This is a genomic window from Bacillus sp. FG16 (assembly GCF_057809515.1).
The window spans coordinates 1-23,969 of record NZ_JBMDKC010000086.1; the positions used below are offsets into that span (position 1 = coordinate 1).

A 23,969-nucleotide genomic window follows, 5' to 3' on the forward strand; every position below is an offset into this window, starting at 1 on the left:
AAACTGCACCTCCAATTGTTAGACTGTGTCTAACAATTGGGGTGCAGTTCACTGCTGGCTTCTCTTTTTTATTAAAAATCTGTAATTAACTTTTCTTTTAGCTCTCCTACAGATAAAGGTTTCGCATAATAAAATCCCTGTACATAATCACAGCTCATTGATTGTAATAAACTCTCTTGTTCTACTGTTTCTACCCCTTCAGCAACTACTGCTAAATTTAAACTATGAGCAATTTCAATAACAGATTTTACAATCGTTCGTTCTGGCTGTGCGTGATCATAATGAAATTCACGAATAAAATTACGATCAATTTTCACAATATCCAGTGGTAGTTGTTTTAAATAATATAAGGAAGAATAGCCAGTTCCGAAATCATCCAAAGCAATTAAAACACCCATATTTCTTAATTCTTGTAATGTAGCAATAATATAATCAAAATGGCGAACTGCAATGCTTTCCGTTATTTCTAATATTAAACGGTTCGGAGGAAAACCAGTTCTCTTTAAAATGCTACGTACAGACAAAATAAAACGTTTCTGCATTAATTGTTGTATAGATAAATTCACAGATAACTTTAGTCCTTCTTGATAATTTGGCAATGTTTTAAACAATCGGCATGATTTTTCTAATACCCAGTCTCCTAGCTTTATAATAAGTCCAGACTCTTCAGCTACGGGGATAAATTCGCTTGGTGAAATAGGTCCATCTTCTGTCATACATCGTACTAAAGCTTCTATACCAGAATATCTCTTCGTTTTCAAATCAATAATAGGCTGCAATGCTACATCTAACTCTTCATCACGAATTGCCTTTTGCAAAGCAAACTCAACTTTCATTCTGCGATTTATTTTCGCGCGTAGCTCATCTGTAAAGAAACATGCAGCATTTCTCCCCTGTTCTTTTGCACTATACATAGCTAAGTCAGAGTTTTTCAATAACGTTTCCACATCTTGTCCGTCTTGTGGATAAGAACAAAGTCCTAGACTAGCTGAAATGTATACTTCATGGCCTTCAAGCATAAATGGTGCCTGGAAACATGACAACACAGATGTCGCTAACTGCCTCATATCATCTTGTCTATGATTTTTTGTTAACAGCACAAATTCGTCGCCACCTAGCCTAGCCAGAACATCTTTCTCTCCTAGTACATAATGCAACCGTGAAGCAACTTCGCTTAAAAGTAAATCCCCTATCATATGACCTAACGTATCATTTACTAATTTAAAACGGTCCAAATCAAAGTAAATCATACCAAATTCTTTTTTATCTGCAATCAATTTATTAACGGTCGTTATTAATTGTAAACGGTTAGGCAAACTCGTTAAAGCATCATGATAGGCAAGTTCCCTATAACGACTTTCACTTAGCCGCAATCTATGTTCCGCTTCTTTTCTACTACTAATATCATTTCGAATTGCGATAAACTGGTATGGCTCTCCTTTTTCATTTAAAAATGGAACAATTGTTGTTTTGACCCAATAATATGTACCATCTTTTGCTCGATTCCGAATCTCACCTGTCCATACTTTCCCATTCAAAATACGTTTCCATAAGTTTTGAAAAAAGGTTTTCGGATGATGTCCTGAATTTAAAATACGGTGATCTTTTCCAATTAATTCTTCTCTTTTATATTTAGAGATTTCACAAAATTTATCATTTACATATGTAATAAGACCTTTTCGATCTGTAATTGCAACAATTGAAGACTCATCTAATGCTAACTTTAAATCTCGCAATGAAGAGTCATATAATGCATGACCTCTCTGTTCTAGCATGCGCATCTCTCCTTGCTTCCTATCTGACTAAAACACAACCTGTTTCTCTTCATAGAAATAGAGATATTTCATTTTCTAATACTAGCCCATTACATAAATTATCTTTTTAAATAGACCGATTAAAATAACATAATATTATTTGTAATAAAAAGCAATATTATACTGTTTCAATTATAACTAGTAGCTTCTCATCTCCCTAATTATCTCGTGCCTTATTATACTGCAATCCCTTTAAGTGGCTCTATCCAAGCCTTATTTCCAAATAAGTCCACTCATGTCTGGTTTCTTTGTTTTTTAATAACGAAATAGAAATTAGACCACACTAAATAACTATTCACGAATAATAATATGAAAACCTACATTAATGTATATGTTTTTGAATTACAATAACAAAATATTAACATATTTTCACCTTAATTTTGGAAGTATTTTATAAATAAATACCATATTAAACTAAAAAAGAGGATAGCCTCTTTTTTAGTTTAATATGAATAGGGTATTTGCTGATAACCTGGGTATGGCATTGGATACGCTACAGGGTATGGTGACGGATAAGTTACTGGATATGGAGCTGGATAATATCCTCCACTTGTTGTACCTGTTAATGCACCAGCTGTCAGTCCGCCTAACACTCCTCCTGCAAAGCTTCCAGGGAAAAATCCGCCTCCCCATGAACTACCACCCCAGCCCCAGCCGCCTCCGTGATGATGATGATGATCATAGTGATTGTGTCCTCCATGGTGATGATTCCGATAGTACAATCCATTATTTTCTATATAATTCATGTTTCTCCGCTCCTTTTCGATTTTTTCATTTTCATATGCATTAAGAGTGGGATAAAAATGTGATAGTACACTGTATGTAGGACAAATGCGGAAAGTATAGGTGAAATGTCTATATTTTGTAAAAAAAGCAAAACACCTTATAATAAAGATGTCATATTACATCTTCTATTTAGGAAGTCTATATTGAAAAAAGATTAGGGGAATTATATAGAAATGAAGAAGCCTATCGTTCAGTTACTATTAATATTTACAATTGTATCTATCGTTCTGTTCCTATTAAATACATCGTATATTTCGTTATATACATTTGTCGGTGCTCTATGGTCCATCACAATCGTAGGAATTTCATTCGTTATCTTTATAGAAAATAGATCTCCACAAAGCACATTGGCATGGTTTTTAGTATTAGCACTTCTTCCTATTATAGGTGTGCTTTTATACGCTATTTTCGGGCGCAGCCGCTGGAGAAGAAAAAAACATCTCCATCGTTCAGAAGAACAAAGAAAATTATTCCGTGAAATATTAGAAGGAAGAAGACTAGAGTTATTACTCACAGTCCCACTAAATGAACGTTCCATACATTTAACAGAAGTCATACAAAAATTTGGAGGCGGTCCTGCCGCAGATAAAACAACTACAAAACTTTTAACAAACGGAGATCAAACATTTTCAGAAATTTTGCGAGCTATAGAGCAGGCAAAACATCATATACATATTCAATACTACATTTATAAATCTGATGAAATTGGTACAAAAGTTCGAGATGCTTTAATACAAAAAGCAAAAGATGGTGTTATTATACGCTTCCTTTATGATGGTCTTGGAAGTAACACGTTAAGAAGACGATTTTTGCAACCTATGAAAGAAGCTGGGATTGAAATTGTAGAATTTGACCCTATTTTTTCAGCTTGGTTACTTGAAACTGTCAATTATCGTAATCATCGGAAAATCGTTATTGTAGATGGAGAAATTGGTTTTACCGGAGGACTCAATGTCGGTGATGAATATCTTGGCCGTTCAAAGAAATTTCCCGTTTGGCGTGATAGTCATTTAAAAATAGAAGGAAAAGCATTATATAAATTACAAGCAATCTTTCTAGAAGACTGGCTCTATGCCTCTAGTGGTTTAAATACTTATTCCTGGGATCAATTCATGAATAGACAATACTTCCCAGGTAAAGAGATTTCAAATGCAGAAGGTGCTGTTCAAATCGTAGCAAGCGGACCAAGCTCTGATGATAAAAGTATTCGTAATACATTATTAGCTGTTATGGGCTCTGCAAAAAAATCCATTTGGATCGCTACACCCTACTTTATTCCAGACCAAGAAACTTTAACATTATTACGCTTAAGTGCAATTGCCGGAATAGATGTACGGATTTTATATCCAGGTAAAAGTGATAGTATCATTAGTGATCAAGCATCTCAATCCTATTTCACTCCGCTTTTAAAAGCTGGTGCTTCTATTTACAGTTATAAAGATGGTTTTATGCATGCAAAAATTGTACTCGTTGATGATACAATTGCAACTATTGGAACAGCGAACATGGATGTACGTAGCTTTGAATTGAATTACGAAATTATTAGCGTACTTTATGAATCAAAAACAGTTCACGATATTAAACGTGATTTTGAAGAAGATTTTAAACACTCAACTGAAATTAAATGGAACTCTTTCCAAAAAAGAAGTATAAAAAAACGCATATTGGAGTCTTTCATGAGGCTCATTTCTCCTTTACTGTAGGCAATCAACTTCATCTTGATTGCTTTTTCTTTTCCCTTTATCCTCCTTCCTTTTCTTTGCATACCATATTAAAACAAGTTATCATAAGATGTATTACTTTATGAAAATAATGTTAGGTGGGAAATACATGTTAGAACAATTTCATATACATGCTGATTTAAAACAACAGCTTTCTACGATTCATGAAAAGAATAAACAAGAAGCTGGTGAAAATGCTCATTTAATCGGTACTAAAATATATAAAGCATCTGATAATAGCATTATCGAAGATGCGATTACAGCACTTCTTCTTGGCAAGAACATTCTATTAAAAGGACCGACTGGTAGTGGTAAAACAGTACTAGCGGAAACACTTTCTTCTTTATTCCAAAAACCAATGCATAGCATTAACTGCTCTGTCGACTTAGATGTAGAAGGTATTTTAGGATACAACACACTACAAACGAAAGATGGTGCATCTGAAGTTTCATTCGTTAACGGTCCTCTTATGAAAGCAATGAAGAACGGTCACTTCTTATATATTGACGAAATCAATATGGCAAAACCTGAAACTTTACCGCTACTTCACGGCGCATTAGATTACCGTAAAATGATCACAAACCCATTTACACAAGAGGTTGTATACGGTGATGAAGAATACCGTGTAATTGCTGCGATTAACGAAGGTTACGTTGGAACAAGTGAACTAAATGAAGCATTAAAAAACCGTTTCGTTATTATTGAAGTTCCTTACATTCAAGGTGACACATTAAAAGAACTATTATTAGCAGAGTCAAAATTAAATGATGTTGCAACAATTGAAAAGTTTGTTGCATTTGCAAGCGACCTTATGCCTTTAGCTCGCGATGGACGTGTAAGTGAAGAAGCAGCAAGTATTCGTGGTATTATCGATGCATGTGATTTAGGTGTATATATTCCTGTTATGCGAGCTATTGAACGAAGCATAATTGCAAAACTTAATGATGAAACAGAACAAATGACTGTCCGTGAATTAGCAGAAAGTTATTTCTTTGAGGGATAATTTATGAGACAAATTTTTAGTGACAAAAAAATTGATGCGTCGCTGTTTCTACAAATGGAAAACTTAATGTATGCCCTTCTAAAAGAAGACGATGCCTATCTTGAATACGGCTATAAAGCATACTACGACGAAATTGAAAAGAAAGTTGTCATTAGTCACTTTTGGGATGATCGAAAAGAAGAAGATACAGTAATCGGATTAAAAAGCGAAGTGTTCTTAAAAGCACTTGGTAATAAACATTACTCGGACATGACTTTAATTCGTTCTTATGCGATTGAATTGCAAGAATCGCCCCTAAAAAAGTTTTTAACACAATTATTTGTTCTATTAGAAGATTTACGCGTTGAGGAAATCGTAAAGAACTTACGTCCTGGCACGAAACATGTTTTTAAACGCCGAAAAGAAATGTACCGCAATTATTTCGGCTCTCAAAATGAAATAAACCGCGTTCGTAATTATCACGGTGATCGTCTATTTTGCCTATGCTATCTTTCATTAACGAGCGATAAATATGAAATGTTTAATAATGAATATTTTGAGCAAATTGAAGCGATTTTACATGAAACATTCCAAGCACGTAATACAGAAGATATTATGTATATCGTTGAGAAAATTCGCTATCGCTTAGAGGCGCTTCTTGAAAGTGATATGCTTAACAACTATTTCGGACATGCTCCACTTTACTTATCTGTCATTGCAGACGAAAAGAACTGTCGCGTCGAAGATTTAGCAAATGATGATACGCAGCTCATAGATGACGATGAAAATAAAAACAAAATGGATGAAAGTTTCTCCACATGGCATCGTGAAAATAAAAATAACGAAAACGAAAACTTTTTACGCTTTGAATTAGAAAGCGGAACAAAAACAAACATGATGGGCGATACTGCTCGTGAATCAGAAGATGGCGACCAGGCACTTGGTTCTGTACAAGGTACTTCTCAAAAAAGTACACAATCCAACTTTGATGGCGCTGATACAGAAGAAGCAAGGGCTTCACACGCTTCTAGCCAGCACGACGGTGCATATGGTAAGTATAATGTAGGTGCTTCTCATACATTTAAAGAAGCTCGCAAAGCAAATATCGATGAGAAAAAAGATTACCAAGCTATCAAATCAGTCGTCAATAAAGATGTAAAAGAATTAAAGAAAATTATCGAAAAAACGATTGAAAATAAAACGAATGCGAATAGTGATAAATATTACGGAAGACTTCGTAAGAAATTCCTTCGTATTTATACCGAAAAACAACCGCGGATGTTTTATAAAAAAGGACAAGAGTCACAAGAACTCGATGTTGCATTCCAACTGTTAGTTGACTGTTCTGGTTCTATGTATAACAAAATGGAAGAGACGAAGAAGAGTGTTGTACTATTCCATGAAGCTTTAAAATCTTTAAAAATCCCGCACGCTATTAGCGGATTTTGGGAAGATGCCTCTAGCGCTAAACCTGAAGATAAGCCGAACGTTATCCATGAAGTTGTAAATTATAAAAACTCAACGTTACCAAACGTTGGTCCAGAAATTATGCAACTTCGTGAAGAAGAAGATAACCGCGACGGATATATTATTCGTATCGTTTCTGAAAAGCTTGCCAAAAGACCTGAGAAACACAAATTCTTACTAGTCTTCACAGACGGTGAGCCTTCTGCGCTAGACTATCAACAAGACGGAATTTTAGATACGCATGAAGCTGTTAAACTCGCGCGTAAAAGTGGTATGGAAGTAATCGGTATCTTCATCGAAGAAGGCGAAGCGAAAGAAGCAACTTATCAATTGATGAAAAACATTTATAACCATCACTTCTTAGTTGCAAATCACGCTGAAGATTTACGATTGAAGATTAAACCATTACTGAAAAAATTATTACTGAAGACGATTGAATAGAAAATAGGAGCCTTGTGGCTCCTGTTTTTTCGTTCAATTACTTTGTTTCTGGTTGAAACTTGTATGGAATGGCTACTTCTAACAAAGATTCAAATCCTCCGTCATAGTATGGGAAGCGCTCATTCGCAATTGTTCGATCCACCCACTCTATTGCAGAAATTTCACCTTCATCTTCCGCAATAAGTTCACCTTTTACTACATTCGCTCGGAATGTAAAAAATAGCGCATGATTCCCTGATTCTTCAAAGAATTTTTCATTGATCGCAACAAGTCCACCTAACGTAGCAGTTAAACCTGTCTCTTCTTTCACTTCTCTTATTAGTGCTTCCTCTAATATTTCACCTTTTTCTACAGCCCCGCCTGGCAATGACCAAACGTTTTGTTCTACATTATGTACCATTAATATTTTATCTGTTTCTTCGTCATGTATTAGTGCATATACGACATCAACTCTTTGCATGTTGCATTTCCCCTTCAATTAACTCATCCATTGTAAATAAGGAGTGCAACTGCAATCCATCTTCTAATAAGTTATCTCTTCCTTCTTTTGTTCGTTCAATCACACCTAGAACATGATTAACTTTCGCACCTAGTTCTCTTAAATCTTTCGTGCTTAATAATATTTGACCGCCTGTCGTAATGACATCTTCAACAACACAAACATTTTTCCCAGCAATATCAACACCCTCTGCCAACTTACATGTGCCGTACTTCTTCGCTTCTTTTCTTACAAGTACGACTGGTATACCTGTTTGTAAAGATAATGCCGTTGCTACTGGAATTCCTCCCATCTCTAAACCAGCGAGTGCTTCTGTATCAGGAGGAATGAGCTCTTTCAACTGTTTAGTAATTTCTAATAACAGTACTGGATTAGATTCAAATAAGTACTTATCAAAGTATTGATTTGATACTTGTCCTGATCGAAGTTTAAATGTTCCCGTTAAACGTGACGTATTGTAAATTTCCTTTGCTAACTCCCATTTCTCCATTCCTTGTCTCCCCTTTACACACAAATTAACTCATTCTATCACATTTGTAATTATTTGCATATTCCCAAAATACAAATAAAAAGAGTCGATTCCTAAGAATCGACCCTTCCTATTAATTCATCACTAACTCAGCTGCAAGCTTTTTTTTTAACTTAGCCAGCATGTCATTTGTCATTTTATCTAAATCGTATTCTGCTTTGAAGCCCCACTCTTTCATTGCTGCTGTTGCGTCAATAGAGTTTGGCCAGCTATCAGCGATTGTTTGACGAGCTGGATCTACTGCATAATCCATTGTAAACGTCGGAATGTGTTTACGAATTGACGCTGCAATTTGCTCTGGCTCGAAGCTCATTGCTGTAATGTTAAATGCATTTCTATGCACTAGCTTACTTGGATCAGCTTCCATTAATGAAATGATCGCTTGTAAAGCATCAGGCATATACATCATGTCCATGTACGTTCCTTCAGCAATGTATGAGGTGTATACACCTTTTTTAATCGCCTCATAGTAAATTTCAACGGCATAATCAGTCGTTCCGCCTCCTGGAGGAGCTACATAAGAAATTAAACCTGGGAAACGGACACCGCGCGTATCTACACCAAACTTTTGATAATAATAATCACATAGTAATTCTCCTGCTACTTTGTTTACCCCATACATCGTAGTAGGACGCTGAATTGTATCTTGCGGTGTATTATCTTTTGGCGTCGATGGACCGAATGCACCGATAGAACTTGGCGTGAAGAACTTACAGTTTAATTCACGAGCTGCTTCTAGAGCATTTACAAGTCCACCCATATTTAAATTCCATGCAAATAACGGATTTTTTTCTGCTGTTGCTGAAAGTAAAGCTGCTAAATGAATAATTGTATCTACTTCATTACGCTTTGCGATATCATGTAGTTTTTGTCCATCTGTTACATCTAACGTTTCAAATGGACCAGACGTTACTACTTCACTGTCTGTTTCACGAATATCTGTTGCAATAACATTTGATGCGCCGTATACATCACGAAGTTTCATTACTAGTTCAGAACCAATTTGCCCTAAAGAACCGGTTACTAGAATTTTTTTCATTTTCCCCACTCCTCATTTGCAAGCTATTCAAAAGATGTCGTTACTTAAATGATGCCCATTTCTTTCCCTACTTTTTCATACTTACGAATTGCTTCATCTAACATTTCTTTCGTATGAGCTGCTGTAGGCATATTACGAACACGACCTGTTCCTTTTGCTACAGTTGGGAACACGATAGATTTTGCATATACGCCTTCTTCATTTAGACGTTTACTAAATTCTTGTGTTAATACTTCGTCACCAATAATACAAGGTGTAATTGGCGTTTCACTTTCTCCAATGTTAAAGCCAAGTTCTTTTAACCCTTGTTTTAAATAGCGACCGTTTTCCCATAGACGATCATGTAACTCTGTGCTTTCCATTAAGATTTCAATTGATCTCATGCAAGCTGCCGCATCAGCTGGTGTTAATGCTGTAGAGAATAAGAATGGACGTGAACGAACTTTTAACCAGTCAATTAAGTTTTGTTTCCCTGCTACATATCCACCAATTACCCCAATTGCTTTTGATAATGTACCAATTTGGAAATCAACTTTATCAGAAAGACCGAAGTGCTTTACAGTCCCTGCACCTTTTCCAAGTACACCTGAACCGTGTGCATCATCTACGTATGTCATTAAATCTAACTCTTCTGCAATCTCAACAATTTCTGGTAGTTTTGCAACATCTCCATCCATTGAGAAAACACCGTCTGTAATTATCATTAATTTATTGTAAAGACCTGATTCTTTCGCCGCGATTGCTTTTTGGCGTAAATCTTCCATATCAGAATGTTTATAAACAATAATTTTTGCTTTTGATAGACGACTACCGTCAATAATAGATGCATGATTTAATTCGTCTGAAAGAATCGCATCATTTTTATCCATAACAGCTGAAATCGCTGCCATATTACAGTTAAATCCTGATTGATAAGCAATTGCTGCTTCTGTATGTTTAAACTTTGCAATTGTTTCTTCTAACTTAATATGCAAATCTAAAGTACCGTTAATTGTACGAACAGCCCCTGCTCCAACGCCGTACTTATGAATAGCACCAATTGCTGCTTCTTGCAAACGGCTATCTGTTGCTAATCCAAGATAGTTGTTTGAAGATAAGTTAATATATTCTTTTCCGCCTATTGTAATGATCGGTCCATTCGAACTCTCAAGCGGATCAATTACGTTATAAAGCCCCTTTGATTTTAAATCCTCTAAATTTTCTTCTAAAAATTTCGCAAGTGTTTTACTAGACATTGTGAAGCCTCCCATCGTTCATGTAAGCGGATTATTATCTTAATAGTTCTAATAATCCCTCTACTAGCTTAACACGTTTTCAGAATTTATTATAGAAAAATAGCTTAAAGTAACCGCTTACAATTCTAGATTATATATGATTCATTACAATAAATCTATCATTTACTTTTCATATTTGATAGAATTAAAAAAATATTTAGGGAAGCTTCAAACGTGGCATTTACAGAATCTGATGTATACAATAACACAGCATTTTTCGAACAATATATGAAACGAAGATACCGAGAAAATAGCCCAAATGAATCCATTGAAAAACCAGTATTCTTTCCACTCATTGGTAATGTGAAAGGAAAACAAATTCTCGATTTAGGCTGTGGTGACGCTAAGTTTGGTGTGGAATTATTAGAAAAGGGTTGCTACTCTTACACCGGCATTGAAGGCTCCGAGCTTATGTATGAAAAAGCTAAAAAACAACTAGAAAATAAAAATGGATCTGTTCATTTTTTAAACCTCAAAGATTATACCTATCCCTCTTCCACTTTTGATTTAGTAACCTCTAGACTCGCCTTACATTATATTGAACATCTTGATACCATTTTTCAAAATGTGTTTCAAACTTTAAAAACAAATGGCACCTTTACCTTTAGCGTTCAACATCCCGTTATTACTTCTTCATTTGAAAGCTTACACACAAGTGGTAAAAGAACGAGTTGGCTCGTCGATGATTATTTTAAACTAGGCAAACGGGTTGAACCATGGATTGACCAAGAAGTTATTAAATATCATCGTACAACGGAAGAGTATTTTACATTATTACAGCAAGCTGGATTTACCATTACATCATTAAAAGAAGCTACACCAAATCCAACCTATTTTCAAAATGAAGAAGAGTATAAACGTCGCTTACGAATTCCTCTCTTCCTCTTATTTTCTTGTACCAAATAAAAAAACGATGAATCACTCATCGTTTTTTTATCTCATTGCCTGGGCAACTTCTTTAACTACACGTCTTCCTCTTCCGTGCGGGATACAAAGCGGTGTTCCAAACAACGGATCCGTACTAATTTGACACTCCATTCGGAATACATCACGTACTAGTTTCTCATCTACCACTTCTTCAGGTTTACCTTGTGCATATATTTGTTTATCTTGAATTGCTACGATGTTATCTGCATAGCGGCATGCTAAATTCAGATCATGTAATACCATAACAATTGTTCTTTGTTCTGTTTCATTTAATTCGAATAATAAATCTAGCACTTCAATTTGGTGAGTCATATCTAAGTATGTAGTTGGCTCATCCAGTAAAATGATATCTGTATCTTGTGCAAGTGTCATTGCGATCCAAGCACGTTGACGCTGCCCACCTGAAAGAGCATGCACATCACGCTCAGCAAATTCTGTCATACCTGTTGCTGCAAGTGCCTTCTGTACCATTTCCTCGTCTTTTTCTGACCATTGCTTCAGCCATGTTTGGTATGGATAACGCCCTTGCTTTACAAGTTGTAATACTGTAAGTCCTTCTGGTGCTTGTGGTCCTTGCGGTAAAATCGCCATTTGACGAGCAATTTGCTTCGTTTGCATACTTTGAATTGCTTGATTATCTAACAAAATATCACCATTTGTTGGCTTTAATAATCTGGCTAGTGAACGTAATAAAGTTGATTTCCCGCAACCGTTAGAACCGATAAAAATTGTAATTTCTCCTTTTGGAATTTCTAAGTTCAGCTCATCAATAATAATTGTTTCACCATAAGACAACGTCAAGCGTTTCGTCTCCAATGCTTTTTGCATATTCATCTCCCTTTATGAATTCCGACTTTTATAAAGTAAATAAATGAAATAAGGTGCACCAATTGCTGATGTAAATACCCCTGCTGGAATTTCAAGTGGTGTGAAAATTGTACGCCCTATTAAATCTGCAGCAAGTACTAGAATTGCACCGACAATAGCTGCAACTGGGAGTAATGCACCGTATAAAGAACCAACTAATCTTCGTGAAATATGAGGTGCCATTAAACCGACAAATCCAATCCCTCCGGCAAAAGCTACCGCACCACCAATTAAAGCTGTACTAAGTAATAACATAAATACACGCGACTTCGTTAAAGGAACCCCAAGTCCTACCGCTATATCATCCCCTAGCTCTTGTGCATTTAAATGCCTAGCTGCGATAAATGATATTACTGTTAAAATGAGAACCCAAGGCGCAAGTACCATAACATTTTGCCAAGAAGAGCCGTAAACGGTACCCGTAATCCATACATTCGCTTGGCTCGCTTGATAAATTGGTGCTAGCAACATAAATAATGTTGTCGCCGCCTTCGTTAATGCCCAAAATCCAACACCAATTAAAACGAGACTAATTGGTGATAATCCATCATTTTGCCATGCAAATAAGTATACAAAAACCGCTACAATCGTTGCTCCTGCAAAAGCTGCGAGCGGCATATAATGAATACTTACCGTTAGTGCATTATTTTTATCACTAAATAGCGCTAAAAATAATACAACTGCGACACTTGCCCCGCCCGTAATCCCGATGATATCAGGAGAAGCAAGTGGATTTCGAACGAGCCCTTGTAAAATACAGCCCGCTACCGCAAGCGCAATTCCTACGAGGATAGCAATTAAAATACGTGGCATACGAAACTTATTTACAACCATATTTGACATTGCATCGCCATTTCCGGTAATTGCTTGCCATACGTCATAAGGAGCAATTTTCATGTCTCCCATACCTGCGCTCGCAAAGAATAATCCTATTAAAACAACTAGTAAACTTAACAAGACGAGACAAGCTCGTTTATACATTAAAAACGAGAGCTCGCCTTTTCCTATACGAAACGGAATATATTTCTTCATTTGCTAAGCCCTCTCTTACGTGCAATATAAATAAAGAACGGTGCTCCAATAAATGCTGTCATAACTCCTACTGGTACTTCTTGTGGCATAATGACATATCTTGCTGCTATATCAGCCAATATTAGTAGTATTGCACCTAACAATCCGCTATATGGTACTCTCCATCTGTGGTCAACTCCAACAAGAAATCTAGCAAAATGCGGAGTGATAATTCCAATAAATCCAATTGGGCCAGCAACCGCAACTGAACCACCAGACAACAGTACAATAATAAGTAACACGAATGATTTCATTAAAATTGTTCGTTGTCCAATTCCTTTCGCGACGTCTTCCCCCATCATCAATGTATTTACTTTCCCTGCCATCATAAAAGATGCAATCCATCCTATTAATAAATATGGGAATACAGATTGTAAAATTTCTAACTTTCTCCCTTGCACAGATCCGGCAAGCCAAAATAATACCTCTTCAAGTGCTTTTTCATTTAACACAAGTAATCCTTGTGTTAATGATGAAAATAACGCACTAATTGCGACCCCTGCTAACGTTAACTTAAGAGGAGTAGTCCCTTCTTTTCCTAAAGAACTAGAAGCAAATACAAGTACAGCCGCTACCGCCGCTCCTAAAAAGGCAATCCATGTGAAAGCTGATAATGATGTTACTGAAAAGATTACAATTGCTACAACTATGAAGAACGCAGCACCTGAATTTAATCCAATAAAATCTGGAGAAGCAAGTGGATTCTTAGTTAAAGTTTGCATAAGACAACCCGCGATGGCTAAACTAGCACCAACACTTGCTGCTATAAGTGCCCTTGGAAGGCGCACATTTTGAATAATAATATGTTCATTAGAACCATTAAAATGGAAAAAAGCATCTAGCGCTAATTTCCAGCTCGTATTTGTATATCCGAAAATAATACTTCCCCAAATACAAATAACGACTGCAATGATTCCAACAAATAATCCAATCCATTTTGCTTGATTTGTTTTTAATAACATGCAGCGTTTCCCCTTCAATGTATAATGATACGTTGTAAGTGTATTTCAACTTAATTCTTATTGTCAACGGAAATGAGAATTATTTTCAACCATATATATTGACAATCAAAAAAGAAAGGCTTAATATCATGCTTGCTATTGAAAAATATTCTCAACATGTAGGGGGTACATAATGAATTTCATGCGGAAGAAATCGTTTACAGTATTTGTATTTTTATTAGCCTTTTCACTACTTTTAAGCGCTTGTGGAAAATCAAATAACAAAGAAGAATCTACAAAAGAAGATAATAAAAAAGAAGTGATTAATGTAGAACATGCAATGGGTAAAACAGAAGTTCCTGCTAATCCAAAACGTGTAGTTATCTTAACAAATGAAGGAACTGAAGCTTTACTTGAATTAGGTGTGAAACCAGTTGGTGCTGTAAAGTCTTGGACTGGTGACCCATGGTATCCACATATTAAGGATAAAATGAAAGATGTAAAAGTTGTTGGTGATGAAGGACAAGTTAACGTTGAAACAATTGCTTCTTTAAAACCAGACTTAATTATTGGTAACAAAATGCGCCACGAAAAAGTGTACGAACAACTAAAAGCAATTGCACCTACTGTATTCTCTGAAACATTACGTGGTGAATGGAAAGATAACTTCAAATTTTATGCAAAAGCATTAAATAAAGAAAAAGAAGGTCAAAAAGTTATATCTGATTACGAATCACGTATGAAAGATTTAAAAGGCAAACTTGGCGATAAAGTAAATCAAGAAATCTCTATGGTTCGTTTCATGCCTGGTGATGTTCGTATTTATCATGGCGATACATTCTCTGGTGTTATTTTAAAAGAACTTGGATTTAAACGTCCTGGAGATCAAAACAAAGATGATTTTGCAGAGCGTAACGTATCTAAAGAGCGTATTTCTGCTATGGATGGTGACGTATTATTCTACTTCACATTCGATAAAGGAAATGAGAAAAAAGGATCTGAACTAGAAAAAGAATATATAAACGATCCTCTATTTAAAAATTTAAATGCCGTAAAAAATGGTAAAGCATACAAAGTCGACGATGTTATTTGGAATACAGCTGGCGGTGTAATGGCTGCTAACCTATTACTAGATGACATCGAAAAGCGCTTTGTTAAATAATACACCTCTAGCCAGCACCCTCCTATAGTGCTGGCTATTTTCTATTTCACTGAAGTGTCACATTATTTCATTTTGTATTTTTATTCCCAATATGTTATATTATAAAAGTAAATAGAATATATTTTCTCTATATCAGAATAGATGTTTTAATCTAAATTTTCTGATTAATCACTATTTTATTTTCTTTTAGAATTCAATTATTACATTTGAAAACGCTTATCATCTCGTTTTCAGGGCAAAATACAGTAACGGTTGAAGAAAAATAGAACTTTTTTAGAAATTTTCTTTCTATTTCCATATAATTCTATTGACTTCTAAATATTTTGTAAATTAAAATGATTACATAAATATCCGTTATACAGGATTAGGGGGAAACAAAAATGGATGCAGCTTTAAAATTAGACAAAGCTGGAGAGCAACAATCACCAAAAAAACATCCACCAGGGTTATACTTGTTGTTCTTTACAGAGGCATGGGAAAGATTTAGTTATTACGGAATGCGTGGCTTATTAGTTCTTTATTTAACAACGAGCTTAGTAAGCGGCGGTTTAGGATTTGATAAAGCAGTTGCAGTTCAAATTTACGGTATTTTCACAATGCTTGTATATTTCACACCTATTATTGGTGGTTGGTTAACTGACCATTTCATTACGAAGCGACACGCCATTACTATTGGTGGTATCATCATGGCAATTGGTAACTTTGTATTATTCTCAATGAACACAAAAACTGGACTTTTCTTAGGATTAGGATTATTAGTTATTGGTAACGGATTCTTCAAACCAAATATTTCGACTTTATTAGGTCAATTATATAGCGACAACGATTCTCGTCGTGATAGTGCCTTCACTATCTTCTACATGGGGATTAACTTAGGAGCTCTTATCGCTCCATTCATTTGCGGGTACTTCGCAGATTATAGATACGGTTTCTTAACAGCTTGTATCGGTATGATTATTGGACAGATTGCATTTAACTTATTAGCACCTCGTTACTTAGGATCAGCTGGTACAACAGTTGTGGGTAAAAAATCTAAAGAACAAAATGCAAAAGCTGTTGAGAAAAAACCTTTAACACCACAAGAGAAAAAACGTACTGTTGCAATTTTAATTTTAACATGTTTCGTTGTATTCTTCTGGGCAGGATTTGAACAAGCTGGTAGTTCTTTAACACTTTACACAGATAAGTTCGTAGATCGTACAATTGGTGGATTTACAATTCCAACACCTTGGTTCCAATCTGTAAACCCACTATTCATTATCTTACTAGCATTACCTGTTTCTGCGTTATGGATTAAGCTTTCAAAAACAAAAAATGGTGATTTAAAAATCCCAACAAAAATGGCATTAGGTATGATTTTACTAGGGATTGGATATTTAGTTCTAACTTTAGCTGTTTTAAAAACTGGTAGCGATGAAGGTAACATTACAATGAAAGCAAACTTACTATTCATTGTATTCACTTACATGTTCCACACAATCGGTGAGTTATTCTTATCACCAATCGGATTATCTATGGTAAGTGCAATCGCTCCTGTTAAATTAGCATCATTATTAATGGGTGTATGGTTAGCTGGTACTGGCTTCGCAAACTTATTAGCAGGACAATTAGCCGCTTTCACTCAATCTTTAGGATATTTAGAAGTATTCGCAAGCATCGGTATTATCGTAATTGTACTGGGATTAGTACTTCTTATGTTCTCTAAGAAAATTGCACATATGATGGAATAACAAAAAGACGCTTCTAAAATTAGAAGCGTCTTTTTTATTATCTCTCCTCTAAAGCTGTCACGTCCACATGAACGCTCTCACCAGGATTAGATACATCATACACTTGAGCACTCCCCTTCTGCTCATCACAGCTCTCAATCCATACTGGTACGCCCTCATATGTAACGTCAATTCTACTTGAAGAAGATAAGATTTGTTTCACACGTTTCACATCCATACTAATATCCCTCCTTTTGCTTACTACACTCCTTTCTATTTTTTCTTTTCCTTTTAGAATATATTCCGTAAAGCAGCATGTTGATTGATAGTCATTTCTTCCTCACATGCTAATATTTACTCTCTCGCTACCTTTCTGACAAATAAAAAAAGACGTATATTCCACACGTCTTTTTCCATAATATTCAAATTTTAAGAAAATAATGTTTTTACTACCGCACTTACTTTATCATTATGGATTTGGTAATACACTTCTAAGCCTCGTCTTTCAAAGCGCACTACTTTATTTTGCTTTAACTTCGTTAAATGTTGTGAAACCGTTGATTGCGGAATTTCTAATACTTCCTGTAGTTGTGTTACATTACATGTTCCTCTTTGCATAAGTTCCATTACTAGACGTAGACGAAGTGGGTGAGCTAACGCTCTTAACATTTGTACATCTTCTTCTGAAATACGACATTCGAATTGATTTTGGCTCATAAAGTTCCCCTCATTTTCGTTTTTATTTGCGTTTTTATGTTCTTTTTATTTATTTATATATCTGTTCTTATATTTCCTGTTACGACATAACTTTATCAACCTATAAAGCCGAAAAATTTTTCCATTTTCATCAACAAAAATTCAGGAAAAAATCCTTGTTGATTTTGAATATTATACTATATGATATAACGAAAAAGCAAAATAATGGCCTACGAATACTTTGCTTGCAAACGTTGTTTTATCAGGCTTTTTGTTATATTTTCACCTCATTGAAATGCACAGTAACGGTATTGTAAAATACCGTCTATAATTGATAACCTATCGTAATGTAGCTGAACTATACTTAACCTCTTTGTTACGCTAAAAGGAATTTTCAGTAAAAAGAGATGATATGGTATTAAAAATTTGTTTCTTATTTTTTATTCGTATTGCAAGCGGTTGGATTGTTGTGAAAGACTTCCTATTAAATCCACTCACCATTCCTCCCTCACTAGATCAAACAGGACAGATCAGTTCATATATCAAACTTTATACTCGATATAAAAGATGGCATCTAATATACGCCTATAAGGAACATGCCATCTGAATAAGCAAAATAATATGCAAATAACTTATACAGCACACTTAAATTCATTTGAGTGTGTTTTTTGTCTACTTTATGAACAAAGCTTTTCTTTTAACACTATTATGGAATAATTATACTTTTTTACGTTGACAATAGTGTTGAAGGAGAATATACTAAGCATGTAAGTTGATTGTGAATAGTTTCACAAATAATGTGAATTTCTTCACATATAATAGATAGGAGTTGTCATTATTATGAGTACTTGGACACAAATTTATGACCCATTAAACAATATTTGGTTATCTGCACTAATCGCAGCACTTCCAATCTTTTGTTTCATCATTTGTTTAATGGGATTCAAAATGAAAAGTTACATGGCTGGTCTTTATAGTGTGATTGTCGCTATTATCCTTGCAATATTTGTTTATAAAATGCCAGCAACAGTGGCTGTAGCATCTGCCGGATTCGGTGTTTTATCTGGATTTTATCCAATTTGTACTATCGTTATCGCCGCAATTTTCCTTTACAAATTAACTGTTAAAACAGAGCAATTCAATATTATTCGCGATAGTATTTCAAGCATTACAAATGATCAACGTTTACAAGTATTATTAATCGCTTATTCTTTCGGTGCTTTCTTAGAAGGCGCAGCTGGTCTAGGGGTTCCAGTTGCTATTACAGCTGCACTACTTGTCGGTATGGGCTTTAATCCATTAAAAGCAGCAGGTATTTGTTTAGTAGCTAATATTGCTGGTGGTGCTATGGGTGCTATGGGTATTCCAGTTACAGTACCAGCACAATTAACTGAACTTGACGCATTAACTATTGGTCGTCAAACTGTTCTTATTTTACCTTTCATTAGTATTATCTTACCTTTCTTACTTGTTTCAATGGTCGATGGAATTAAAGGTATTAAAGAAACTTGGCAAGGTATTCTTGTAAGTGGTGTTTCTTTCGCAATTACTCAGTTCCTTGTAACTTACTTCTTAGGTGCAGAACTTACTAACATTTTCGCAGCCGTTGTAAGTATGATTGCTCTTGCATTATTCTTACGTGTTTGGCAACCAAAATCTTCTACTAAAGAAGAAAAACAAGAAACTAAAGTATCACATACATTCAATCAAATTTTATATGCTTGGTCTCCATTCGTATTCTTAACTGCATTTGTAACAATCTTTAACTTAAAACCGATTAAAGCTTTATTTGCTCCAGATGGTGCTTTAGCAAACTTAGTATTTAACATTCAGTTCCCTGGTCTTCATAATGCTGTTATGAAAACTACACCAATTACAAAAGCTGATACACCTTTCGCAGCTGTTTTCAAATTTGATGTATTCTCTTCTACAACTACTGCGATTGTATTAGCAATTATCGTTTCACTTATCGTTTACCGCGTAAAAGGTAAAATGGTTAAAGAATTAATGATTGAAACAATGAAAGAATTAAAAGCTCCAGTATATACAATTTGTAGCGTTATCGCTTTAGCTTACGTAGAGAACTACTCTGGTATGTCATCTACACTTGGACTTGCATTCTCTTCTACTGGTAATGCATTCCCAGTTCTTTCTCCAATCTTAGGATGGATTGGCGTATTCATTACAGGTTCAGTAGTTTCAAGTGGTTCTTTATTCGCACCACTTCAAGCAGTAACAGCAGACCAGTTAAACATCGTTCCTTCTACACTCGTTGCCTTAAACGTAGTAGGTGGTACAATGGCAAAAATGGTTTCACCACAATCTGTAGCAGTTGCTTGTGCCGCAGTTGGACTAGTTGGTAAAGAATCTGCTCTATTTAAAACAGCAATGAAATACAGTTTAATCTTCTTAGCTGTTATTAGCTTACTTCAATTAAACGCTGTATTTAATATCTTTTAAAAATAAAACACCGATCCAAATGGATCGGTGTTTTTCACATTACATTTTTTTATTTTTTAATAAAGAAGCTCCAGCAATTTCAGGATGTGTCATTTCAAATGGATCTAAAATAATATCCAATTCCTCTTCTGTCAGTACACCATGCTCTAAACATAACTCCCTAACAGATTTTCCTGTTTCAATTGCTTCACGTGCAATGCGAGATGCTGCTTCATAACCAATATGAGGATTAACTGCTGTAATAATTCCAACACTTTTCTCAACATATTGCTTCAGCAATTCTTCATTTGCTGTAATTCCTTCAATACAATATTCACGGAATACACGGAATCCGTTATTCATAATACTGATAGATTGAATTAAATTAAATACAAGCACAGGCTCCATTACGTTTAACTCTAATTGCCCTGCTTCTGATGCTAAACAAATTGTATGATCGTTTCCGATTACTTGGAATGCGACTTGGTTAATTACTTCTGCCATAACTGGATTTACTTTACCTGGCATAATAGATGAACCTGGCTGACGTGCTGGCAATTGAATTTCAGCTAACCCAACACGTGGTCCAGAAGCCATAATACGAAGATCGTTTGCAATTTTAGACATATTCATCATACATACTTTAAGTGCTGCAGATACTTCTGTGTATGCATCTGTATTTTGCGTTGCATCAACTAAATGCTCTGCACCAACAAGTGGGAATCCACTAAACGTTCTTAAATGTTTTACCACTTGTTCAATATACGTAGGATTTGCATTTAATCCTGTACCAACAGCTGTCGCCCCCATATTCACTTCATATAAATGTTGACGAGACTGTTTAATTCTTTTTATATCACGTTCAAGCACTCGGCTATACGCTTCAAATTCTTGTCCAAGGCGAATTGGAACTGCATCTTGTAAATGTGTGCGTCCCATTTTAATAACGTGATCAAACTCTTTTGCTTTTTTACGAAAAGCAGAATGAAGTTCTTCCATTGTAATAAGAAGCTCTTCTAACATCATAAGAGTTGCAATATGAATCCCTGTTGGAAACGCATCGTTCGTTGATTGGGCCATGTTCACATGAGTATTTGGGCTAATTTTCGCATATTCCCCTTTTTCATATCCAATACGTTCTAACGCTCTATTCGCAATTACTTCATTTGTATTCATATTAATAGAAGTTCCGGCTCCGCCTTGAATAGGATCCACGATAAATTGATCATGAAACTTTCCATCAACAATTTCTTGCGCTGCTTCTGCAATTTCATGTCCAATGTCTTTAGCTAAATAACCAGTATCTATATTCGCAAGTGCCGCCGCTTTTTTCACAATTGCCATTGCTGTAATGAGTGATGGATGAATGCGGTATCCTGTAATTGGGAAGTTTTCTACGGCACGTAATGTTTGTACACCATAATAAGCTGCACTTGGTACTTCTTTTTCACCTAAAAAATCTTTTTCTATACGTATATCCTTCGTTGCTATCATTTTTATCACCTATACTTTTTCATTCTAAATCCTTATCCAAAAAATCCGCCCTCTAAAAACACGAGTATCATTCAGAAGAATTTTTCAGTATCCACCTTCACTATATAGCACCTTTTTTGAAAGCGCAAACATTTATTTTTCTGCATATCCTTTTTATTAAAGTTTATAGAAAATCATTCTTCTACTTTCCTTATTTCCACTCGTTTAATTTGATGCATATCCTTTTCAAGGACTTTAAAATAAAAACCGTGTTTCTCAATAACATCTCCTTCAGCAACGATTTGTTTTTGTACCATAATCCAGCCACCAATTGTATCTACATCATCAGCAATTAAATGTATGCCAAGCAAATCATTTACTTCACTAATAAGCACTTTTCCCTCTACAATTTTATACCCTTCACTTACATACTCTATAGGCGGGTGTTCATCTTCATCGTATTCATCTCGAATTTCTCCAACAATTTCTTCTAAAATATCCTCTAGTGTAACAATCCCTGCTGTACCACCATATTCATCATACAATACAGCTAATGGAATGTGTTTTCTTTGCATTTGTAATAGTAAATCATGAATTGGAATATTTTCTAGCACTTCAATAACTGGCCTTGTATATGGCATAATCGAGCACTCTTCGTCCCGATTACCATCCATATAACGAATAAATAAATCTTTTACATTAACCATCCCAATAATTTCATCTTTATCTTCACCAAATACAGGATATCTCGTGTACTTTTCTTGTGCGATTACTTTAATATGTGTTTCAAATGGTTCGTCCTCATATAAGCCTACAACTTCCGTACGAGGTACCATAATTTCTTTTGCTACTCTATTATCAAATTCAAAAATATTATTTACATATTTAAATTCCCTTTGGTTAATCTCTCCGCTCTCATAGCTCTCAGATAAGATTAACCTTAATTCTTCTTCTGAATGAGCTACTTCATGTTCAGAAGCTGGATGTAATCCGAATAAACCAGTTACAACCCTCGCTGAACCATTCAAAGCCCAAATAAACGGATACATAACTCGGTAAAAATAAATAAGTGGTTTCGATAACAATAAGCTAACTTGTTCTGCTTTTTGTATAGCAAATGTCTTTGGAGCAAGCTCCCCAATGACAACATGTAAAAATGTAATTACTGCAAAGGCAATAATAAATGAAACTGTACTAGAAATCGCAGGTGAGAATTTTAATTTTAAAAACAACGGCTCGAGTAAATGTTTAATGGTTGGTTCCCCTAACCACCCGAGCCCTAAAGCAGTAATTGTAATACCTAGCTGACAGGCCGATAAATATTCATCTAAATTTGAAGTTACCTTTTTAGCTGCCAGTGCACCTCGTCTTTTTTCGCTAACGAGTTGATCAATACGACTGCTACGTACCTTAATAATTGCAAATTCAACAGCCACAAAAAATGCTGTTAACCCAATAAGAATGACTACCATCAATAATTTTAAAATATCCACATATGTCCTTTAGCTTTCTTAGCTAAAGTTACACCTCCTTTTAAAAAGAAGTTTCACTTTAGTTTCTTCAATTATTTGAAAGCAACTCTATATAAAATCAACCAATTTTCAAACCTCATACAATTCTAAAGGTAAACCATCGGGATCTTGGAAAAAGACGAATTTCTTCCCCGTTATTTCATCAATACGGATCGATTCTGTCTCAACACCACATTGATTTAAATGCTTCACAGCTTCTTCTATATTTGTAACAGCAAATGCTAAATGTCTAAGACCTGCTGCTTCTGGAAAACTTTTGCGCTCAGGCGGATTTGGAAATGAAAATAATTCGATTTGATACTCTTCTCCTACACATAAATCTAATTTATAAGAATCTCGTTCCTTTCTATATACTTCATTTATTTCTTTAAATCCCAATATTCTAGTATAAAAATATTTTGACGTCTCATAATTCGAACAAATAATTGCAACGTGATGCACTCTACATATATTCATACTCTCTCTATTCCTTTCTTTACCAAAGATGCATATTCTCCCTTGAAATGAAAAACATATATAGCAGAATATCTCTTTTAGGGGGCTTACCACATGCCCATCAACTTAAGAAATAAGACTACCCCCAAGTGTCAAAAAACGTTA

Annotated in this window: 21 protein-coding genes; 7 read left to right on the forward strand and 14 right to left on the reverse strand. The window is 35.1% G+C overall.

The features are described 5' to 3' along the window. Positions 1-71 precede the first annotated feature (71 nt). The gene (locus ACODS7_RS24365) at positions 72-1,775 is read right to left on the reverse strand and encodes a putative bifunctional diguanylate cyclase/phosphodiesterase (RefSeq protein WP_029441552.1); all 1,704 of its coding nucleotides are present in this window, start codon (positions 1,773-1,775) and stop codon (positions 72-74) included. Positions 1,776-2,257: 482 nt separating this feature from the next. Next, on the reverse strand, positions 2,258-2,560 hold the full coding sequence (locus ACODS7_RS24370; protein WP_224414031.1) for a cobalt transporter: 303 nt from the start codon (positions 2,558-2,560) through the stop codon (positions 2,258-2,260). A gap of 213 nt (positions 2,561-2,773) precedes the next feature. On the opposite strand from ACODS7_RS24370, the gene ACODS7_RS24375 reads away from it, so the two are divergent. The 3 genes from ACODS7_RS24375 (at position 2,774) to ACODS7_RS24385 (ending at position 7,211) form a co-directional block, all read left to right on the forward strand. Next, entirely contained in the window at positions 2,774-4,303 is a 1,530-nt protein-coding gene (locus ACODS7_RS24375) for a cardiolipin synthase (RefSeq protein WP_043936511.1), read from the forward strand. Between the two features lie 127 nt (positions 4,304-4,430). Further along, entirely contained in the window at positions 4,431-5,324 is an 894-nt protein-coding gene (locus ACODS7_RS24380; protein WP_000892974.1) for an ATP-binding protein, read from the forward strand. 3 nt (positions 5,325-5,327) lie between these two features. Further along, positions 5,328-7,211: a vWA domain-containing protein gene (locus tag ACODS7_RS24385; protein ID WP_043936512.1), complete on the forward strand. Its 1,884-nt coding sequence runs from the start codon at positions 5,328-5,330 to the stop codon at positions 7,209-7,211. A 37-nt stretch (positions 7,212-7,248) separates the two neighbouring features. On the opposite strand, the gene ACODS7_RS24390 is transcribed toward ACODS7_RS24385, so the two are convergent. The 4 genes from ACODS7_RS24390 to ACODS7_RS24405 all read right to left on the reverse strand — a co-directional run bounded on the left by ACODS7_RS24390 (position 7,249) and on the right by ACODS7_RS24405 (position 10,513). Continuing rightward, positions 7,249-7,671, reverse strand: coding sequence for an NUDIX hydrolase (locus ACODS7_RS24390; protein ID WP_043936513.1), 423 nt, complete (start codon positions 7,669-7,671; stop codon positions 7,249-7,251). Continuing rightward, complete coding sequence (gene pyrE, locus ACODS7_RS24395) at positions 7,658-8,200, reverse strand: orotate phosphoribosyltransferase (RefSeq protein ID WP_043936514.1); 543 nt, start codon at positions 8,198-8,200, stop codon at positions 7,658-7,660. The genes ACODS7_RS24390 and pyrE overlap by 14 nt, the downstream gene beginning before the upstream one ends. Before the next feature lie 112 nt (positions 8,201-8,312). Continuing rightward, entirely contained in the window at positions 8,313-9,278 is a 966-nt protein-coding gene (locus ACODS7_RS24400) for an L-threonine 3-dehydrogenase (protein WP_098629110.1), read from the reverse strand. Between the two features lie 44 nt (positions 9,279-9,322). Further along, a complete protein-coding gene (locus ACODS7_RS24405; RefSeq protein ID WP_043936515.1) occupies positions 9,323-10,513 on the reverse strand; it encodes a glycine C-acetyltransferase in 1,191 nt (396 codons plus the stop codon). Between the two features lie 213 nt (positions 10,514-10,726). Between ACODS7_RS24405 and ACODS7_RS24410 the strand changes: the two genes are divergently transcribed. Further along, entirely contained in the window at positions 10,727-11,458 is a 732-nt protein-coding gene (locus ACODS7_RS24410; RefSeq protein ID WP_043936516.1) for a class I SAM-dependent DNA methyltransferase, read from the forward strand. A 27-nt stretch (positions 11,459-11,485) separates the two neighbouring features. Here the strand turns inward: ACODS7_RS24410 and ACODS7_RS24415 are convergent, their stop codons facing one another. Genes ACODS7_RS24415 through ACODS7_RS24425 form a run of 3 tightly spaced genes read right to left on the reverse strand, consistent with a single transcriptional unit; the run spans position 11,486 to position 14,379 of the window. Next, positions 11,486-12,307 carry an ABC transporter ATP-binding protein gene (locus ACODS7_RS24415; RefSeq protein WP_001167953.1) on the reverse strand — a complete coding sequence of 274 codons (822 nt, stop codon included), beginning with the start codon at positions 12,305-12,307 and terminating at the stop codon, positions 11,486-11,488. Positions 12,308-12,319: 12 nt separating this feature from the next. Beyond that, positions 12,320-13,378, reverse strand: a complete 1,059-nt coding sequence (locus ACODS7_RS24420) for a FecCD family ABC transporter permease (protein WP_000760059.1) — start codon at positions 13,376-13,378, stop codon at positions 12,320-12,322. Next, entirely contained in the window at positions 13,375-14,379 is a 1,005-nt protein-coding gene (locus tag ACODS7_RS24425; protein WP_243168228.1) for a FecCD family ABC transporter permease, read from the reverse strand. Before ACODS7_RS24425 ends, ACODS7_RS24420 begins: the two co-directional genes overlap by 4 nt. Positions 14,380-14,551: 172 nt before the next feature. On the opposite strand from ACODS7_RS24425, the gene ACODS7_RS24430 reads away from it, so the two are divergent. Both ACODS7_RS24430 and ACODS7_RS24435 read left to right on the forward strand, forming a co-directional pair. Then, positions 14,552-15,520, forward strand: a complete 969-nt coding sequence (locus ACODS7_RS24430) for an ABC transporter substrate-binding protein (protein WP_029441543.1) — start codon at positions 14,552-14,554, stop codon at positions 15,518-15,520. Between the two features lie 380 nt (positions 15,521-15,900). Further along, complete coding sequence (locus ACODS7_RS24435; RefSeq protein ID WP_000338303.1) at positions 15,901-17,250, forward strand: peptide MFS transporter; 1,350 nt, start codon at positions 15,901-15,903, stop codon at positions 17,248-17,250. A gap of 37 nt (positions 17,251-17,287) precedes the next feature. Here the strand turns inward: ACODS7_RS24435 and ACODS7_RS24440 are convergent, their stop codons facing one another. Next, on the reverse strand, positions 17,288-17,467 hold the full coding sequence (locus tag ACODS7_RS24440; RefSeq protein WP_002169177.1) for an acid-soluble spore protein H: 180 nt from the start codon (positions 17,465-17,467) through the stop codon (positions 17,288-17,290). 191 nt (positions 17,468-17,658) lie between these two features. Continuing rightward, complete coding sequence (locus ACODS7_RS24445) at positions 17,659-17,946, reverse strand: ArsR/SmtB family transcription factor (protein WP_000081428.1); 288 nt, start codon at positions 17,944-17,946, stop codon at positions 17,659-17,661. Between the two features lie 819 nt (positions 17,947-18,765). On the opposite strand from ACODS7_RS24445, the gene ACODS7_RS24450 reads away from it, so the two are divergent. After that, positions 18,766-20,385, forward strand: a complete 1,620-nt coding sequence (locus ACODS7_RS24450; protein ID WP_016083562.1) for an L-lactate permease — start codon at positions 18,766-18,768, stop codon at positions 20,383-20,385. 39 nt (positions 20,386-20,424) lie between these two features. Here the strand turns inward: ACODS7_RS24450 and aspA are convergent, their stop codons facing one another. The 3 genes from aspA to gloA2 form a co-directional block, all read right to left on the reverse strand. Continuing rightward, entirely contained in the window at positions 20,425-21,858 is a 1,434-nt protein-coding gene (gene aspA, locus ACODS7_RS24455; protein ID WP_016083563.1) for an aspartate ammonia-lyase, read from the reverse strand. Positions 21,859-22,031: 173 nt separating this feature from the next. Beyond that, positions 22,032-23,330: a hemolysin family protein gene (locus ACODS7_RS24460; RefSeq protein ID WP_243168227.1), complete on the reverse strand. Its 1,299-nt coding sequence runs from the start codon at positions 23,328-23,330 to the stop codon at positions 22,032-22,034. A gap of 108 nt (positions 23,331-23,438) precedes the next feature. After that, a complete protein-coding gene (gene gloA2 / locus ACODS7_RS24465) occupies positions 23,439-23,825 on the reverse strand; it encodes an SMU1112c/YaeR family gloxylase I-like metalloprotein (protein ID WP_098629107.1) in 387 nt (128 codons plus the stop codon). Positions 23,826-23,969 lie beyond the last annotated feature (144 nt).

Excerpts from the sequence above, each read along its gene's own strand:
- ACODS7_RS24365 (WP_029441552.1), bottom strand. The coding sequence starts at position 1,775 with ATGCTAGAACAGAGAGGTCATGCATTATATGACTCTTCATTGCGAGAT.
- ACODS7_RS24370 (WP_224414031.1), bottom strand. The coding sequence starts at position 2,560 with ATGAATTATATAGAAAATAATGGATTGTACTATCGGAATCATCACCAT.
- ACODS7_RS24375 (WP_043936511.1), top strand. The coding sequence starts at position 2,774 with ATGAAGAAGCCTATCGTTCAGTTACTATTAATATTTACAATTGTATCT.
- ACODS7_RS24380 (WP_000892974.1), top strand. The coding sequence starts at position 4,431 with ATGTTAGAACAATTTCATATACATGCTGATTTAAAACAACAGCTTTCT.
- ACODS7_RS24385 (WP_043936512.1), top strand. The coding sequence starts at position 5,328 with ATGAGACAAATTTTTAGTGACAAAAAAATTGATGCGTCGCTGTTTCTA.
- ACODS7_RS24390 (WP_043936513.1), bottom strand. The coding sequence starts at position 7,671 with ATGCAAAGAGTTGATGTCGTATATGCACTAATACATGACGAAGAAACA.
- pyrE (WP_043936514.1), bottom strand. The coding sequence starts at position 8,200 with ATGGAGAAATGGGAGTTAGCAAAGGAAATTTACAATACGTCACGTTTA.
- ACODS7_RS24400 (WP_098629110.1), bottom strand. The coding sequence starts at position 9,278 with ATGAAAAAAATTCTAGTAACCGGTTCTTTAGGGCAAATTGGTTCTGAA.
- ACODS7_RS24405 (WP_043936515.1), bottom strand. The coding sequence starts at position 10,513 with ATGTCTAGTAAAACACTTGCGAAATTTTTAGAAGAAAATTTAGAGGAT.
- ACODS7_RS24415 (WP_001167953.1), bottom strand. The coding sequence starts at position 12,307 with ATGCAAAAAGCATTGGAGACGAAACGCTTGACGTTGTCTTATGGTGAA.
- ACODS7_RS24420 (WP_000760059.1), bottom strand. The coding sequence starts at position 13,378 with ATGAAGAAATATATTCCGTTTCGTATAGGAAAAGGCGAGCTCTCGTTT.
- ACODS7_RS24425 (WP_243168228.1), bottom strand. The coding sequence starts at position 14,379 with ATGTTATTAAAAACAAATCAAGCAAAATGGATTGGATTATTTGTTGGA.
- ACODS7_RS24430 (WP_029441543.1), top strand. The coding sequence starts at position 14,552 with ATGAATTTCATGCGGAAGAAATCGTTTACAGTATTTGTATTTTTATTA.
- ACODS7_RS24435 (WP_000338303.1), top strand. The coding sequence starts at position 15,901 with ATGGATGCAGCTTTAAAATTAGACAAAGCTGGAGAGCAACAATCACCA.
- ACODS7_RS24440 (WP_002169177.1), bottom strand. The coding sequence starts at position 17,467 with ATGGATGTGAAACGTGTGAAACAAATCTTATCTTCTTCAAGTAGAATT.
- ACODS7_RS24445 (WP_000081428.1), bottom strand. The coding sequence starts at position 17,946 with ATGAGCCAAAATCAATTCGAATGTCGTATTTCAGAAGAAGATGTACAA.
- ACODS7_RS24450 (WP_016083562.1), top strand. The coding sequence starts at position 18,766 with ATGAGTACTTGGACACAAATTTATGACCCATTAAACAATATTTGGTTA.
- aspA (WP_016083563.1), bottom strand. The coding sequence starts at position 21,858 with ATGATAGCAACGAAGGATATACGTATAGAAAAAGATTTTTTAGGTGAA.
- gloA2 (WP_098629107.1), bottom strand. The coding sequence starts at position 23,825 with ATGAATATATGTAGAGTGCATCACGTTGCAATTATTTGTTCGAATTAT.